The following is a 16,880-nucleotide window of genomic DNA, read 5'->3' as shown; positions in this document are numbered from 1 at the left end:
CAGGCGGTAATGGGAGCAGGGGAGGATCGAACCACTAATACTTATGGTAAAGGGGATAATTATCCTATTTATTATGTCAGTTGGTATGACGCATTGGTATTCTGCAACAAATTAAGCATGTTGGAAGGATTAAACCCCGTGTACAGCATTGGCGGCAGTACCGATCCTGCCGTTTGGATAGCAAATAATAGCGGAAACATACCAACCGGTAGTAACTCTACATGGGATAATGCGGTAATGGACATGAGCAAAAACGGATATAGATTACCGACTGAAGCGGAATGGGAGTATGCGTGCCGAGCGGGGACGACAACTCCGTTTAATACAGGAAACAACATAACTACGGATCAGGCTAATTATGATGGTAACTATCCGTATAATGGTAATGCAACAGGAATATACAGAGGAAAGACAACACCTGTAGAAAGTTTTGCGCCTAATGCATGGGGACTTTTCGACATGCATGGGAATTTGTATGAATGGTGTTGGGACTGGTATAAAGCTGACATAACGGCGGATAACATTGACCCGACCGGAGCGGCTACCGGCACTTCCCGGGTGGTACGCGGCGGGGACTGGTACAGCTACGGTCAGAACCTGCGTTCTGCGTATCGGTACTACAACTATCCGATCAATCGGGGCCACTACATCGGCTTTCGGCTTGTGCGTCCCTGAGGGGGGGGGAGGAAGTGGTTAGTGGGTAGTATGTAGTAGATAGTGAGTCTGGTAAGCAAGATAATCGTGGTATTATCAGGCGTAGCTTACGGACAACAATACTATTCACTATCTACTAATAACTATCCACTATTTACTATATACTCCCTCACATGAGCATACAAAATTACCAAGAACTAATCGTATGGCAGAAGTCAATGGAAATTGCGGAACTGGTTTACCAAACAACAAAAAAACTGCCAAAAGATGAATTGTATTCTTTGACCAACCAAATGCGAAGAGCGGCGGTTTCGATTCCATCGAATATAGCGGAAGGTCAAGCACGACATTCGACAAAAGAATTTATACATTTTCTCAGAATAGCACAAGGGTCAAAAGCGGAATTGGAAACCCAACTACTGCTATGCCTGAAAATAGGATACCTTACCGATTCAGATACAGAGGGAATAATGAATTTACTGCAAGAAATCGGTAAAATGCTAACAGCCCTTATTTCTAAGTTGAGAGAAAGTGATTAGTGGATAGTGGTTAGTGGTTAGTAGGTAGTATATAGAGAGCGTAGTTTGAAAGCGAAGCGTGAGGAAGTAGGTAGTGGATAGTATGTAGTGGATAGTGAGCGAGGTTTGCAAGCGAAGCGTGGTATTATCAGGCATGGCTTACTAACAACAATTCTATCTACTATCCACTATCTACTACCCACTACCCACTAATAATACATCTAGTCAAGTATCCCTTTTTCAGATAAACTGTCCCTATGTTTGATAAATTCATTAAGGCGCTTTTTGGTTCGCAGAATGAACGCGACTTAAAAGCCCTTATGCCTATACTTCAAAAAGTAAACGAAAAAGAAAGTTGGGCGCAGTCCCTTCCCGCAGAGGAATTTCCACGCCAAACCGCCCTTTTCCGCGAGCGTTATAAAAACGGTGAAACTTTGGACAGCATTTTACCCGAAGCCTTCGCTCTGGCAAGAGAAGCCGGACTGCGCGCTTTGGGCGAGCGTGCCTATGATACGCAAATCCTCGGCTCCATTGTACTACATTTGGGAAAAATAGCCGAGCTAAAAACAGGCGAGGGCAAAACATTGATGGTTGTCGCCGCCGCTTACCTTAACGCTATCCCCGGCGAGGGCATTCATGTTGTTACAGTAAACGATTATTTGGCAAGCCGTGATGCCGAATGGATGAAGCCGATTTTCAATTACCTAGGCATCAGCGTTGGCACGATTCTTTCCAACATGGATAATGGTCAGCGTAAAGAAAATTACAATCAAGATGTAACATACTGTACAAATAATGAGCTTGGTTTTGATTATTTGCGTGACAATATGCAACGTGATATGGAAAGCCGTGTACAGCGTGGGCATAATTTTTGTATTGTCGATGAAATCGACTCTATTTTAATTGACGAAGCCCGTACCCCTTTGATTATTTCAGGGGCAGCAGAAGACGACACTTTTAAGTTTGCCGAAGTTGACAAACTGATAGGCGGTCTTAAAGAAGTAGAAAAAAAAGAAAACGGCGAATATCCCGATGAAGCCCAAGGGGAGATAATTAAAGGCGATTATAAGATAAACGAAAAAAATAAAAGTATTTCTTTTACCAATCAGGGGCAGGCAACTATAGAGGAATTGCTGAAAAAACGCAACCTTATTCAGGGAGCGATAGTAGACGAAGAAAACTTCGAGTACATTCACTATTTTACCCAGAGCTTAAAAGCGCATAAACTTTTTCATATTGACGTTGATTATGTCGTGCAAGACGGCGAAGTTCAAATTGTAGATGAATTTACGGGGCGTATTCTGCACGGCAGACGTTATTCCGACGGGCTTCATCAGGCGATAGAGGCTAAAGAAAAAATTAAGATTGCCCAGCGTAATAGGACTTTAGCGACAATTACTTTTCAAAATTATTTTAGATTATACAAAAAGATTTCAGGCATGACGGGAACGGCGGATACCGAAGCCGTTGAATTTGACAAAATTTACAAACTTTCCGTTGTTGTTGTTCCCACAAACAAGCCAGTCGCCCGTAATGACGAGGACGATGTAATCTATCTTGATGAATCCGATAAATTCAAAGCGTTATGCGATGAAATTGCCGAGGCGAATAAAAGAGGACAGCCCATGCTTGTAGGGACGGTCTCAATCGAAAAATCAGAAAAAATTTCCTCTTTGCTTACACGCAGAGGAGTCCGTCATGAAGTGTTAAACGCAAAAAATCATGCGCGTGAAGCGCTTATCATTTCGGAAGCCGGAGCGAAAGGCTCTGTTACAATAGCGACTAACATGGCAGGACGCGGAACCGACATTAAACTTGGCGGAAATCCCGAACATCGGGCGAGAAGACGAGCTGGAACCAACGCGCCGCAAGAGCAGTATGCGGCAATTTATAAAGAAGAACTTGAAAAATGGAAGAGCGATTATGAAGAAGTAAAATCACTCGGCGGACTTTATGTAATCGGAACAGAACGACATGAAAGCCGCCGCATTGATAATCAGCTTCGAGGGCGTTCGGGGCGGCAGGGCGATCCCGGAAAGAGCAAATTTTTTATTTCCATGGACGACGAGCTTATGCGTTTATTCGGCGGAGAACGCATGAAAAACATCATGTCAAGGATTGGAATGACCGGCGGAGACGCTATTTACCACCCGATGTTGAATAAAAGCATAGAAAACGCCCAAAAGAAAGTGGAGGAGCGTAACTTTGAAATCCGCAAACACCTTTTGGAATATGACGATGTATTAAACCAACAGCGTAAATTTATTTATGAACAGCGTGATGCGATACTTGTAGACAATGATTTAAAAAAGCGCGTAAACGACGCTACCGAAGATATTATTGGAGACTATATTGACGAGTTTAATCAGGCTTCAAGAAACGATCAAAACGAGGCGTTAAAAGAGCTAACTGAAAAGCTCCGTACAAAGTTCGGCTATTCCCTTGTTGTCGATTCAGAAAGTAAAGAATTCAGAAACCCCGAAACATTGGAAAAGCACATTATTGAAGACCTTGAAAAAGATTTAATCGACAAAGAAGCCATTATCGGTCATGACTACTTTAATATGATTATCCGTGACAATTACCTTAACGCTGTAGACCGCAAATGGCTGGATCACCTTGAAAACATGGAAGCTCTGCGTGAAGCCGTATACCTTCGCCACTATGCTCAAAAAAATCCGCTAACGGAGTACAAAGTAGAAGGATTCCAAATTTTTGAGGATATGATAGAAGATATTAGGCAGGAAATCGCTTCCCGCCTTCACTTAATACGCATTCAAGTAGCGGAAGGGGGACAACGAAGACCCGTAAGCCGTTCCATAGGCGTTCAATCGGCAAGCCACAGCAGTATCGGCTCTTTTGCGGGCGGTGCTCCAACAAGCGGTTCGCCAATGCAAAAAGCAAGCCGTCCCGACGGCGCAACTGTAGTGCGAGGGCAGCCCAAGGTCGGTCGTAATGACCCTTGCCCATGTGGAAGCGGGAAAAAGTACAAATTTTGCCACGGAGCTAAATAATTACTGTTCTGCTATTGCTTCCTGAGTCATTGCGTCGCACATTTCATTGTATTCGTTACCCGCGTGTCCTTTAACCCATTCCCATTTAAGAGGGAATTCATTATTAAGAGAATCCAACTCCATCCATAAGTCCTGATTTTTTACCGGTTTTTTGTCGGCGGTTCTCCACTCGTTGCGTTTCCAGTTGCGTATCCACTCAGTAATGCCTTTTTGCACATATTGGGAGTCTGTTAATACTGCCGCTTGGCGCGGGACATTATCCATTGTTTTTAAAGCGCGTAACGCCATAATTACGGCGGTTAATTCCATTCTGTTGTTGGTTGTGCCTTTTTCGCCGCCTTTGTTTTTTGCGATTATCTGCCAGCCCTGAAACGTCTGCTGTACCATGACATACGCCCAACCGCCCGGTCCAGGATTACCGGAGCAACCGCCGTCAGTATAAATTTTTAAAGACGCTTCTGTCATTTTTTACCGCAGTTTATTTTATCAATGTCGCCAGCATTACCGCTTTTATTGTATGTTTGCGATTTTCCGCCTCATCCCACACTCTGCTTTGCTGTCCTTCAATCACTTCAGCCGTAACTTCTTCGCCCTTAACGGCAGGCAGGCAGTGAAGGAAAATGGTAGAGGGCTTGGCGGTCATATTCATCAATTTTTGATTAACTTGATACGGACTTAAAAGTTTAACCCGTTCTTCTTTTTTATCTTCCTCGCCCATAGATGTCCATACGTCGGTGTATATAGCGTCAGCGCCAAGAACGGCGGAAATATCTGGAGTAACTTTTATAATGGCGTTAGATACTTCGGCTAACGCGGTACAATTTTGCAAAATCACACTGTCTGGGTTAAGTTCAGGCGGCGTTATAACCGTAAAATTTGTTCCTAATAGTGATGAAATAATCATCAATGATCTTGCGACATTGTTACGTCCGTCGCCGACATAGCAAAGCGTAAGTCCTTTTACTTTACCGAAATTTTCCATTAAAGTTAAAAAGTCCGCTAAAGCCTGAGTAGGGTGGTATTGGTCTGTCAGTCCGTTGTAAACGGGAACACCCGAATATTTTGCCAAAGTTTCGGCGGTTTTCTGCTTAAAACCGCGGAACATAATAGCGCTGAACATTCTGCCAAAGACTCTGGCTGTGTCCTCAAGCTCCTCTTTTACGCCAAGGTGAATATCCGCGCTGGAAAGGAATACAGGGTGTCCGCCTTCTTCGCCTAAAGCGGTCTCAAAAGCGCACCTTGTGCGAGTTGAGCGTTTTTCAAAAAGCATGGCGAGAGTCTTCCCCTCGAAACGCCTGTATTTTTTCCCTTTTTTTTCATCTGTTTTTACTTGCAAAGAAAGCTCCAATAGATATTGAATCTCCTCCGGGGAAAAATCCAAAAGTGTAAGCAACGACCGCCCAAATAACGAAATAGACACGCTAAACCTCCTAAATTGTAACAATCACCCCGCATAGGGGTAAAAGCCCCCTATCAAGATCGACTATTTTTATATATTATAGTATAATACTGTACATTTAAGTAAGACATAAAAAGAAAATTTTTTAGTTTAGGAGCGAAATAATGAACCAAAATATTATTGAAAGAGCGAATGATTATATTTCCAAGGAAAAGGACGCCGCCTTTAAACAGGAAGTGGAAAAACTTCTTAAGGACGGCGGGGAAGCCGCGCAAAAGGAGCTTGAAGACCGTTTTTATCAGAACCTTGAATTCGGCACGGGCGGTCTTCGCGGAGTAATCGGCGGCGGCTATAACCGCATGAATACCCTTGTGGTAAAAAGCGCCACTCAAGGGCTTGCCACCTACCTTATAAAAACATTTCCCCAAAAAGCGGCAAAAAGCGGCGAGCTAAAAGCCGTAATCGCCTTTGACAGCCGTCACTATTCGGCGGAGTTTGCCGAAGCCTGCGCCCTGATTTTTGCGGCTAACGGCATAAAGACTTTTCTATTTTCATCACTGCGTCCCACGCCGGAATTATCCTTTGCCATACGTCATCTTGGTTGTGATACCGGCATAGTTGTGACGGCGAGCCACAACCCGCCTCAGTACAACGGCTACAAGGCGTACTGGAACGACGGCTCTCAGGTTATACCTCCGCATGATGTCGGCATTATAAAAGAAGTAAACAATGTAAAAGATATAAAAGAAATTTCCAAAAAAGAAGCGTTGGACAAAGGGCTTCTTAAAATAATTGACAAAGAAATTGACGAGCCGTATCAAGCGATGGTCAAGTCGCGCCTTTTTAGACCAGCTCTAATTAAAGAAAAAGCAGGCGAGGTAAAAATAGTTTACACCCCCCTGCATGGAACAGGCGCGTTTCATGTAGAAAAAGTTTTAGGCGATTTAGGCTTAAAAGTAATTACAGTTCCAGAGCAGCGCGAGGGTAATGGGGATTTTCCAACAGTGTCGTTCCCCAATCCCGAAGAAGCCGCCGCTTTGGACATGGCGATTAAACTCGGCACAAAAGAAAAAGCCGATGTAGTGATGGCGACAGATCCTGACGCAGACCGCTTTGGCATTGCGGTTCCTAACAAGTCGGGCGGTTTTACTCTTGTTACAGGCAACCAAATGGGCGTTCTGCTTGCAGATTATATTTTCCTGTCTTTAAAAGAATTGGGAAAACTTCCCAAAAACGCCGCTATGGTAAATTCCATTGTTACAACCGGAATGCAAAAAAAAGTTGCCGAATATTACGGCGGCGAATGTCAGGAGTGTCTTACAGGTTTTAAGTGGATTGCCGATGTTATGCGCAAATGGGAACATGGCGAGCTTGGCGGCAAAAGCTATGTTTTTGGAACCGAAGAAAGCTACGGCTACAACATAGAGACTGAAGTCCGCGACAAGGACGGAGTTTCCGCCGCCGCGTTAACCGCCGAAATGACTCTTTACTGGCGCGGTAAGGGAAAAACTCTTCTTGACCGCCTTGACGATCTTTATCACATTTGCGGTTATTGGCAGGAATTGGGAATTTCAAAATACTTTAAAGGACCGGAAGGACCTTCTATCATGAACGGAATAATGGAAGAATACCGCAAAAATCCGCCCAAGACTCTTGGCGGCATAAATATCGTGAAAGTCCGCGATATTAAAAACGGCGCGGACGGTCTTCCGCCAAGCGACGTATTGCAGTTCTTCCTTGCGGACGGCACTATTGTAAGCGCCCGTCCAAGCGGCACGGAGCCAAAAATTAAATTTTACGCTACCTGCCACGCCGAAGTCGGCTCAGGCGGATTGGAAGGGGCAAAAGCCGAAGCCGCCCGCAAATTGGACGCTATCAATAAAGATATTCGCGTGGTTATAGGGGACTAATAAATACCTATTTTATTTAGAAAGTATGTGTTATAATAAAACAAGAGCTTATATATGAAATTGCGAATTATTTTAGTAATTGTGCTTGTGGTCTGTTTTGCCGCTTTCCCTTCCTGTTCAATTAACAAATTGGCGATGAATGCGGTAGCCGACGCTCTGACAGGCGACGGCAGTTCCGACGTTTTTACCGGAGACCCAGATCCTCAACTGGTTGGGGACGCTATCCCCTTTGCGATAAAAATGTATGAGTCCCTGCTTTCGGCGAATCCTGACCATCAGGGGTTGATGTTAACAACAGGTTCACTTTTTGTAATGTATGCCAATGCCTTTGTGCAGGGACCTGCAGAAATGCTCCCAAGGAGCGAATGGGAAGCGAGAGAAGCGGCGTTAAGGCGGTCAAAGCAGTTGTATCTTCGCGGATACGGAATACTTTATGACGCTCTTGAAAAAAAGTTTCCTGGTTTTAAGAAAGCTACTGTAGAAAAAGGCGACATACAGCCCCTGCTTAAAAAATGTAAAAAAGGAGACGTAAGTCTTTTATACTGGGCTGTCGCGGGTGGGCTTTCAGCGTATTCCATCGACATACTTGACTATGGATTGAGCGCCAATATACCCCAGTGGAGCGTAATGATTCAAAGGGCTTATGAGCTTGACCCTAACTACAGCACTGCCGCTTTAGACGAGTTTTTTATACTATATTATGCTTCTTTGCCGGAATTATTGGGCGGAAATTTGGAGCGCGCGGAATATCATTATAAACTTGCGATTGAAAAAACAAATGGAAATTCCGCAGGCGCGTATGTTTCTTACGCCCAAGCCGTTTGCGTTCCGGCTCAAAATTATGACGCTTTTAGAGATTGTCTTGAAAAAGCCCTTGCAATTAACCCTAATAGAGATACTTCAACGCGGCTTGTAAATATTATTACTCAAGAAAAAGCCCGCTGGCTTTTGGACAACGCATGGGTGTATTTCTCTTTCCTTCCAATTCCTGACGATTATTGATATAATACATATATGGAGTAATAAATGAATAAAAGAACAGTCATTTTTATTTTTATGATTTTTTTCATTTTTTCGCTTGGCGTGGTTTATGCCCAGCGCGGCAGCGCCAGAGGAGATGTCGTTAATATCAGATTTGCGTCTCCTTTACCGCGAAGTTCCGATTGGGGCAGGGCGCTTGATCGCCTTGCCGCTGATTGGGAAAAGGTAACGCAAAACCGCGTGCGTGTAATCGTCAGTCATGACGGTAGGGAAGGTGGCGAGGGAAAAATGCTTTCTTCTCTTTCCAGTAACGCTATTCAAGTAGCTGTTTTTACTTCTGCCGGAGTTGCGGAAATTTGCCCCGCTGTAATGAGTTTAAGCATACCTTTTATGATCAAGAATGAAGCGGAGTTGGATCTTGTGCTTGAAAATATGTTACCGCTTATTGATAAACGCGTTAAAAATGAATTGGTTGTTATTTCATGGTCAAAAGGCGGTTGGATTTACATATTTACAAAAGAAAAAATATTAACGCCGGATGATCTGCGTAAACAGAGACTTGCGACAAGTCCCGATCTTAAAGATATGAATGCCGTGTTTAGGGTAATGGGATACCAACTTGTAGAGACTGATATAACATCTACCGGAACCAAACTTGCAAGTAATGCCGTAAATGCCATATATATTATTCCCGCTGTAGTAGCTCCAATGCAGTTGTACAAAAGTTTAAACCATATGCTCGAATTACCCATTGCTCCAATCATGGGCGCAATTGTTATGAACCGCGTTACATGGAATAAATTAAGTCCGACTGATCAACAGGAAATATTAAAGGCTACGCGCAAAGTCGCGGCGGAGTTTGACGCTTCAGTGGTAAAAACAGAAGCAAATGCTATTGCGGCAATGGGGAATGACGGTCTTAGTGTAAACAGATTAAATCAGGCTCAGCATGATCTGTGGAGTAATGAGGTAAAAAATAATTTATCTTCGATTGTCGGTCCTATTTTTGATCGCGAATTATACAACCAGATGAACAGTATACTGGAAAAGGCAAGAAGCGGAAAATAAATACTATGAACGATAAGGGTGAAAACATAATATTTAAGGCTTGTTTGTGGCTCAAGAAAGAATTTAAATTATCATGGCTTGAAAATATAATTTGCTTTGGTGCTCTTTCCCTTCTTGCGTTAATTCCTTTTGTTGAGTTGTTATTACATAGATTTGATCTTACTATACCCGGTTCCAACGCGATATTGCTCCATATTTTTTTATTAACCGGTTTTTTTGCGGCTATGCTTACGGCAAAATCCGGAGAGCATATTTCAATTACCGCCGTTCAATACATTAAAAATGACAAGATAAAAAATATATTTATTTTAATCTGTACAATAATTTCTATCTTTTTATTAAGTATTCTGGCGTGGGATAGCGTTTGTTATATTAAATTTGCTATGCAGGGCAAGCAAATTGGTTTTTTAAAAGATCAAGTTTTTGCGATTGCGATGCCTCTTGGTTTTTTTGTGATAGCTGTTCGGTTTGCGCTAAAACTTAAAAGAACCCGCGATAGAATATTTTGCGCCGCCGCATTTTTACTTGGTTGTATTATCGCTCTGCCGGCTATCGCAAAAATTATTTGGGGGTTAACAGCTGAGGATACTCCTGAACCTTTCTTTTCGTGGATTAATTATCTATACGATGCCGCAAGGGTTATCAATATTCCAGTAATATTATTTTTAATTCTTGCTGGGCTTGCTGGAATGCCGGTTTTTACGGCAATTGGCGGTATCGCCTTGATTATGCTTCAGGCTTCGGGGAGCGAACCTGAGGCATCGGTTATACAAATTTTCTCGGCTCTTACAGACTCAGATTTAATCGCAATACCGCTATTTACCCTGACGGGTTTTTTCCTTTCCGAGAGCAAAGCGGGAGAGCGGCTTGTCCGCACTTTTAAAATATTTTTTGGGTGGTTACCAGGCGGTATTATAATAGCCGCTGTTATTATCTGCGCTTTTTTTACTTCTTTTACAGGTGCGTCCGGCGTAACCATTCTTGCTCTTGGCGGGATATTATTAATAATTTTAAATGAAAATAATTATTCGGAGCGTTTTTCCATAGGGCTCTTAACTTCTGTGGGCGGCATAGGATTAATGTTTCCTCCAAGTCTTCCTATTATATTAGTAGCTACATCAACCAATGCAATCTTGCATTTTATGAATATACCTATAGAGAACACTATTGTTCATTATTTTATTGGAGCGATAATACCCGGATTTATTTTGATTATTGCCATGATAATTGCCGGTTTTATTCTTTCTTCAAAAACTAAAAAAAATCAAACTATAAAATTTAACGGCAAAGACGCGCTTAATTCATTAAAAGACTCATTTTTTGAAATTTTATTACCAATAATTTTGGTGTTAGGGTATTTTTCGGGAATTCTTACTTTGATAGAAGTAAGCGCCGTATCTGTTGTATATGTGGTAATTGTAGAAGTCTTTATTAAAAAAGATATTTTAATTAGAGATATTCAAAAAGTTTTTTTTAAGGCTGTTCCTATAATCGGCGGAATTTTGGCTATTCTGGCAATGGCAAAAGCCCTATCCTATGCGTTTATTGATTCCGGCGTACCGGATAAATTTTCTTTTTGGATGCAGAGTACCATCAAATCAAAATATCTTTTTCTTCTGCTGTTGAATATTGCTTTGATTGTGCTTGGCTGTATAATGGATATTTTTTCCGCGATACTTGTTTTCCTTCCGCTTATTGTTCCGCTGGGGTGCGCCTACGGAATCGATCCTGTTCATCTTGGAATTATTTTTGTTATAAACCTTGAGGCGGGATTCCTTACCCCTCCTGTCGGAATGAATCTTTTTCTTGCAAGTTATCGTTTTAATAAACCGTTTATGCAAATATGCAGTTATGTTTCTCCGTTCCTGCTTGTTCAATTTACAGTTGTGCTTCTTGTTACCTATCTGCCTTGGCTTACTACTTGGCTTGTTAAGTTGTTTTAATAGTTTGTCCGCTATGGACGCGGCAGCCAAAAAAGTTTTCCTATTTTCCACTTATAGCAAATTTCGCCGTTAATTTTTAAAGCTCTCCAATAAAAATTTGCTACCGCCGCCGCTCTGAATCCCAATTCCTTCTGCGGAGTTTCACAAATGGCGTTGAGCTTTGTATTATTTTCCGATTTTAAAAAGCAACCGATTAAAAAAGAAGAGAAATAAAATTTAATTTTTTTACTTATATTCGTAAAAAAATCTTGCGGGAAAATAATATCCAAACGGGGACCGCAAAGAGTTAAATCTTTTTTATCGCAGGGAAAAGCGGTAACTACGTCATCTTGGAGGAATATTTTATTTTTTCCTATTTTTTTTCGCAGAGAATGGGCAATTTGTTTTAATTCGCCGTCTTCTAATGCCTGCGAAAGAGAAGCCAACGGAGTTACATGCGGAAAAGTATACACTCCTGTAAGCCCCGCTTTAAGCGCCAAACTGCAGTTTTTTTGCAATTCGCGCCTTATATCCCTATGAGGTACAAGAACTAAAAATTTATGTGTTTGACCTTTTTCAGTTTTCATAATTATTATTTTATGATATACTATCAGTATATACGGAGAATAACAATGAAATATAAGACTAAAATACTTGTAGAAAGATTTACGGAAATCCTTTCAGCGTGGAAGGGTGTGGAATGTATTACCCTGAATGAAGCGGCTGAGCCTGATCCGTTGGATCCGTACTTTGCCCTTATTCTTGACGTATTTTGCAACGGGTCTATTCCAAAAGCTGAAGAACGCTGCCGTTTATATGGCGATGATGTAGCCGCTTTTGAAAGCGCGGGGATTAACGAAAAAGACCGTTTCCTGATAGGCGATATTCCAGTCCGCCTTGAATTCAAAAAAACAAAAAAAATAGACGAGCTTGTCAATATAGCATGCGCTAATTATGAATCGCTGTGGCTTATAAAAGATTCTGGAACTTACGGTTTTTACCGTCTGGCAAATTGTGAGATTGTTTTTTCCCGTTCAAATTGGATACATGACGTAAGAAAAAAACTCGATAATATCGGCGATCCATTCTGGGTGGAGATGAGAAACACAGTTCAATTAAAAATGGAGCATTTTTTGTCGGATCTTGGAGCCGCCTGTTTTCAGAACGATAAATTTCACTATCTTATAGCTTCCGCCGGATTTATAAAAAACGCCTGTCTTACGCTCTTCTGCATAAACAAGCGTTTTGAACCTTCGCACCGCGCTTATTATAAACAAGTATGCGAGTTACCAGTTTTGCCCGAATCATTTTCCGCCGAGTTTCAAACCTTTCTTGACGACGGAGCCGCCGATTTGGATTCTCGCTTTTATCTGGCTAAATTAATAGCTCAAAAAATAGTATTGCTTTAATCCCGTCTTACAGCTTTAAAGAGCGCTTCTTTGCTAATTTCCGTCCATACTGGGCGACCATGGGGACAGCGCGGGTCGGGCAGGGCTAACGCTTCTTTTCCAAGTTCAAAGGCGGTTTCATCGTCAAGAATGTCCCCGTCTTTTATTGCCGCGCGGCAACAGAAAGTCGCCGCCCAGCGTTTTGCCATGTTTTCACCTGCTAACCGCAGCCCCAGAATTTCTTTTACTGTTTCAGCATCGCCCATTCGCCAATCCGCAGGCAGGGCAGTAATACTCCAACCTTCACTGTCTTTTTCAATTTCAACGCCAAGTCGCGACAATTCTTCGCGGTTAGCCGAAAGAAAAGCGTCTTCTTCGTCGCTTTCCGTGGTAAATGGAATGGGCGCAAGCAGTTCTTGTTTTGGGACAGGCTCATTTAAGAATTTATTGTAAATGATACGTTCATGGGCGGCGTGTTGATCGATTATATAAATTTTGTCCCCCCATTCCATAAGTATAAAAAGATCAAATATTCTGCCGGCATAGCGCATATCGCCGTATGCCGGAGCGGATATGTTTAAAGAAGAATTTTCCCTATTACGCAAGGAAGTAGAAACAAAATCGGTAAACTTTTTATATTCTTCCGTATTGCGTTTAACGTCGGAGATATTTTTATTATATGTAAATGAAAACTCTTTTTCACTCCTTTGCGGATCTTCAAAAGATTCTTCGTCTTTGCGATAACCTTTCCTTCCTCCGTAACTCTTTTCATCTTCGGCTTGCGGCGCTCCGTCTTTATCGGAATTTTTAAGATACAAACCATGAAAAAAGTTTTTAACTCCGCCCGAAATCGCCTGATGAATCGCGCCTGAGTCGCGGAAGCGTACCTCTCGTTTTGCGGGATGAATGTTAAAATCCGCAAGAGACGGGTCTATTTCCACATAAACCGCCGCAATGGGGTGAACGCCGTTAGGAAACCACCCCTGAGAGCCGTATTCAACAGCCTGAACAAGCGAATATTCCTGCACTCTTCTTCCGTTAGCGAAAATATAAAGCTGCCGTCTGTCGTTTCTGTAAAGCTCAGGTCCGCCGATAACTATAACCGCTGAAAATCCCGCTCCTGTAACATTTATTTCATGCAAAAAATTTTCTTCGCCTGTTTGTAACACGGCGGCGGCAAAACGCTCTTTTTTTGTTTTAACGGCAGGCAGAAAATCTTTTAATTTACCGTCTTGCACATAACGAAAATTAATGCCGTTAAATGCGAGAGCTTTTTCAATAAAAACCTGACGGCACAATGTACCTTCGCTTCCTTCCCTTTTTAAAAATCTTTTGCGCGCCGGAATAGTTTCGTAAAGATTCAACGCCCTTACAGTAGATCCCTTTGTTCTGCGTGTTTGCTCAATTTCAGGCGCGCGCGTTTCTCCGGGACCGGTGGTAAGCCTCCATGCCTCTCTTCCGTCTACAGAACTGATAATTTCAAGACGCGACACGGCGCAGGCAGCCGCCAATGCTTCCCCTCTAAAACCAAGCGTAACGGCGGTATTTAAATCATCAAGGCATTTTATTTTGCTTGTAGCGTGGGTAAGAGAGCAAATTGCCAAATCATCGCGGGTCATGCCGCCGCCGTCGTCGGAGACTTCAACTTTTTTACAACCGCCTTCTTCAATTGTAAGTTCAATGTTCAAAGAGCATGCGTCTATGGCGTTGTCAAGAAATTCCCTAACAAGAGCGGCTGGGCGGTCGATAACTTCGCCGGCGGCAATACGCAGAGCTTCTTCTGGCGGCAGTATGGCGATACTAGACATTCTATTCCCCTGTATTGAATAGTTCTAAATCAGGCGACTCGTCTGATAATGCCTCTGTTGAATTCATCAGTATTTCTATGCGGTTTTCAATTTTTTCAAGAGCTTTTTCCAATGTTCTGGCGAGGCGTATTCCTTCCTCAAAAGCGGCTAACGCTTCGTCAAGGGGAATATCCGTCTTTTTTATCTGCTCGCCGAGTTTTTCCAATCTAGCAAGTTGGTCTTCAAAACTTTTCATGCCGCCGCTTTTTGCGGGTACACTTTTTTTAGCCATGTTATCTCCTTACTTTGCCGTACTTTCTACAACAGCGTTTATTTTTCCTTTTAACGGTCTAATAAAAATTTTATCACCCGATTTTACGTTATCTGAATTTTTAATTATTTTGCCGCTTGAATTTGTTACAACTGAGAAACCGCGCTCCATAACGGCAAGAGGGCTTGCGGTTTCAAGCACCGCCGTAGACAATTCTATTTTCTTTCTTATTGTAGCGCATTTGTCGGAAACAGCGGTAATTAACTCTTCCTTTGCGTCGTCAAGGCGGATTAAGCGCGGCTGTAAAATAGCGCGGAAGCGGTATTCCATATCCTGAGGATCAAACGGTTTTAAAAGGAGTTTTGCCCTTTCTATACGCGCGCTCATAACAGAAATAAAATCTTCCGCCGTGCTTTGAATAAAATCCCACACGGCAAAATAATTTTCGCTTACCAATTCAGCGGCGGCTGATGGAGTAGGTGCTCTTATGTCTGCGGAATAATCACATAACGCCCAGTCAATTTCATGTCCCACCGCGCTTACCGTTGGAATCTTTGACTTTGCCACAGCGCGGACGACTTCCTCATCGGAGAATGGTAAAAGGTCTTCAACAGAGCCTCCGCCTCTTCCCACAATTAAAACATCGGCAAGATGCCATTGGTTTGCCTGTTTTATTCTAGCCGCTATTGAAGAAGTCGCCTCGTCTCCCTGTACGGAAGCGGGAAGAATTATCACCTTTATACACGGAGCGCGTCTTTCAAGTATGTTTATAATGTCGCGTACCGCCGCCCCTGTGGGAGAACTGACAACGCCGACGGTTGAAGGAAAGCGGGGCAGGGGGCGTTTTTTTTCTTCGTCAAAAAGACCTTCCGCCGCAAGTTTTTGTTTTCTTTTTTCTAGCATGGCAAGGATTGCGCCCGCTCCGGCTATTTCCATTTCTTCACAGATAATGGAGTAACTTCCACGTGGAGCGTACACGGAAAGGCTTCCGCGCACCCTAATTAACATTCCGTCTTTTGGTTCAAAGGTTAGGGTTTTTAACCTGTTTCTGAACATCACAGCGTCAATTTTGGCGGTTGAATCTTTTAAACTGAAATAAAGATGACCTGAGCTTGCAGGTCTGCAGTTGGAAATTTCACCTTCTACGCAGATGTATGAGAAAGAACCTTCAAGATTCAAGCGTATTTGTTCTGTAAGTTCGCTTACTGTAAGATGTTTTCCATTCATTTTTTCCAATTATCTTCTGGAAACAATTTTCTTTCAAGGCGGTTAAGTATTGTAAGCGTAAGAATTGCCAAGACTACAGTTGTTAAGGCGGCTAAAAACATTCCCGCCCCGATAGTAAGCCCAACGGCTGCTGTAAGCCAAAGGGAAGCGGCTGTAGTAAGCCCTCTAATAGTGCTGCCAAGCCGGATTATTGCGCCCGCTCCTAAAAAGCCCATGCCGGAAACAACCTGCGCCGCTATTCTTCCAGGGTCTCCTAAGTTTAATTGTTGAGGAAGCCAGATCGAAAGCATCATAAGACAGCACGAGCCGATGGCAATAAGTATGTGGGTGCGTAACCCCGCAACCTGGCGACGGCTTGAGCGTTCTATGCCGATAATGCCGCCTGCGACAAAGGAGAGGCATAAACGTATTACAATAGCAATTTCCGTCATAATTTTCCTTTAATCAAACGTAAAAACAAAACCGGCGTACGCTTTGGAATATAACAAATAATTTCCGTTAATGGTTATTGGGTCTTCCGCTGAAATAATAAAAGGTATTTCGGCTCCTATTTTAAATCCCATCGGTTTACCTTTCCAATAGAGCCCAAAACCCGCAAAATATGAGTTTAATTTATCGGTAATTCCAAACGTATCTTTTTTGTATGTCCTAGAATATACTTGGTATCCTCCGTTAACATAGCCTGTAGTATTTGTGTTCTTTACTAAAAAGTCCAGATTAAATAAAAATCTGTACAGTGTA

At 42.6% G+C, this 16,880-nt stretch carries 16 protein-coding genes; 8 read left to right on the top strand and 8 right to left on the bottom strand.

The window, feature by feature from the left end:
• The 3 genes from ACYVTD_RS05570 to secA all read left to right on the top strand — a co-directional run.
• Positions 1–675: formylglycine-generating enzyme family protein (locus tag ACYVTD_RS05570; RefSeq protein ID WP_461246797.1), on the top strand; the 675-nt coding region annotated here is incomplete at its 5' end.
• Positions 676–827: 152 nt separating this feature from the next.
• Positions 828–1,193 (top strand): four helix bundle protein, encoded by a 366-nt coding sequence (locus ACYVTD_RS05565; RefSeq protein ID WP_461246796.1) that lies wholly within the window; start codon positions 828–830, stop codon positions 1,191–1,193.
• A 236-nt stretch (positions 1,194–1,429) separates the two neighbouring features.
• On the top strand, positions 1,430–4,186 hold the full coding sequence (secA, locus tag ACYVTD_RS05560) for a preprotein translocase subunit SecA (protein WP_461246795.1): 2,757 nt from the start codon (positions 1,430–1,432) through the stop codon (positions 4,184–4,186).
• Here secA and rnhA read toward each other — a convergent pair whose 3' ends face one another.
• Entirely contained in the window at positions 4,187–4,651 is a 465-nt protein-coding gene (gene rnhA / locus ACYVTD_RS05555) for a ribonuclease HI (RefSeq protein WP_461246794.1), read from the bottom strand. It lies immediately after the preceding gene.
• 13 nt (positions 4,652–4,664) lie between these two features.
• Positions 4,665–5,606: an ornithine carbamoyltransferase gene (argF, locus tag ACYVTD_RS05550; RefSeq protein ID WP_461246793.1), complete on the bottom strand. Its 942-nt coding sequence runs from the start codon at positions 5,604–5,606 to the stop codon at positions 4,665–4,667.
• Between the two features lie 143 nt (positions 5,607–5,749).
• Here argF and ACYVTD_RS05545 point away from each other — a divergent pair, with 143 nt between their 5' ends.
• From ACYVTD_RS05545 to ACYVTD_RS05530, 4 genes are read left to right on the top strand one after another with little or no spacing between them, the layout of a single operon-like run.
• A complete protein-coding gene (locus ACYVTD_RS05545) occupies positions 5,750–7,495 on the top strand; it encodes a phospho-sugar mutase (RefSeq protein WP_461246792.1) in 1,746 nt (581 codons plus the stop codon).
• Between the two features lie 54 nt (positions 7,496–7,549).
• Positions 7,550–8,497, top strand: a complete 948-nt coding sequence (locus tag ACYVTD_RS05540; RefSeq protein WP_461246791.1) for a TRAP transporter TatT component family protein — start codon at positions 7,550–7,552, stop codon at positions 8,495–8,497.
• A 24-nt stretch (positions 8,498–8,521) separates the two neighbouring features.
• A complete protein-coding gene (dctP, locus tag ACYVTD_RS05535) occupies positions 8,522–9,544 on the top strand; it encodes a TRAP transporter substrate-binding protein DctP (protein ID WP_461246790.1) in 1,023 nt (340 codons plus the stop codon).
• A gap of 5 nt (positions 9,545–9,549) precedes the next feature.
• Positions 9,550–11,487 (top strand): TRAP transporter large permease, encoded by a 1,938-nt coding sequence (locus tag ACYVTD_RS05530; RefSeq protein ID WP_461246789.1) that lies wholly within the window; start codon positions 9,550–9,552, stop codon positions 11,485–11,487.
• Positions 11,488–11,498: 11 nt separating this feature from the next.
• On the opposite strand, the gene ACYVTD_RS05525 is transcribed toward ACYVTD_RS05530, so the two are convergent.
• Positions 11,499–11,984 (bottom strand): hypothetical protein, encoded by a 486-nt coding sequence (locus tag ACYVTD_RS05525; protein WP_461246788.1) that lies wholly within the window; start codon positions 11,982–11,984, stop codon positions 11,499–11,501.
• A 114-nt stretch (positions 11,985–12,098) separates the two neighbouring features.
• On the opposite strand from ACYVTD_RS05525, the gene ACYVTD_RS05520 reads away from it, so the two are divergent.
• Positions 12,099–12,875, top strand: a complete 777-nt coding sequence (locus tag ACYVTD_RS05520) for a DUF4037 domain-containing protein (RefSeq protein ID WP_461246787.1) — start codon at positions 12,099–12,101, stop codon at positions 12,873–12,875.
• Here the strand turns inward: ACYVTD_RS05520 and mutL are convergent.
• From mutL to ACYVTD_RS05495, 5 genes are all read right to left on the bottom strand, one after another.
• Positions 12,872–14,662 carry a DNA mismatch repair endonuclease MutL gene (mutL, locus tag ACYVTD_RS05515; RefSeq protein WP_461246786.1) on the bottom strand — a complete coding sequence of 597 codons (1,791 nt, stop codon included), beginning with the start codon at positions 14,660–14,662 and terminating at the stop codon, positions 12,872–12,874. The two genes, ACYVTD_RS05520 and mutL, sit on opposite strands and share 4 nt — an antisense overlap.
• A gap of 1 nt (position 14,663) precedes the next feature.
• On the bottom strand, positions 14,664–14,897 hold the full coding sequence (xseB, locus tag ACYVTD_RS05510) for an exodeoxyribonuclease VII small subunit (RefSeq protein ID WP_461246799.1): 234 nt from the start codon (positions 14,895–14,897) through the stop codon (positions 14,664–14,666).
• 45 nt (positions 14,898–14,942) lie between these two features.
• A complete protein-coding gene (gene xseA, locus ACYVTD_RS05505) occupies positions 14,943–16,139 on the bottom strand; it encodes an exodeoxyribonuclease VII large subunit (protein WP_461246798.1) in 1,197 nt (398 codons plus the stop codon).
• Positions 16,136–16,570: an MgtC/SapB family protein gene (locus ACYVTD_RS05500; protein ID WP_461246785.1), complete on the bottom strand. Its 435-nt coding sequence runs from the start codon at positions 16,568–16,570 to the stop codon at positions 16,136–16,138. The genes xseA and ACYVTD_RS05500 overlap by 4 nt, the downstream gene beginning before the upstream one ends.
• A gap of 9 nt (positions 16,571–16,579) precedes the next feature.
• Positions 16,580–16,880 (bottom strand): hypothetical protein (locus ACYVTD_RS05495; RefSeq protein ID WP_461246784.1); only part of this gene is annotated, 301 nt, incomplete at its 5' end.

It is taken from the genome of Treponema sp. R6D11 (assembly GCF_054786075.1).
Note: the sequence above shows the minus strand (reverse complement) of the source record. Positions and strands in the feature narration are given on the sequence as shown.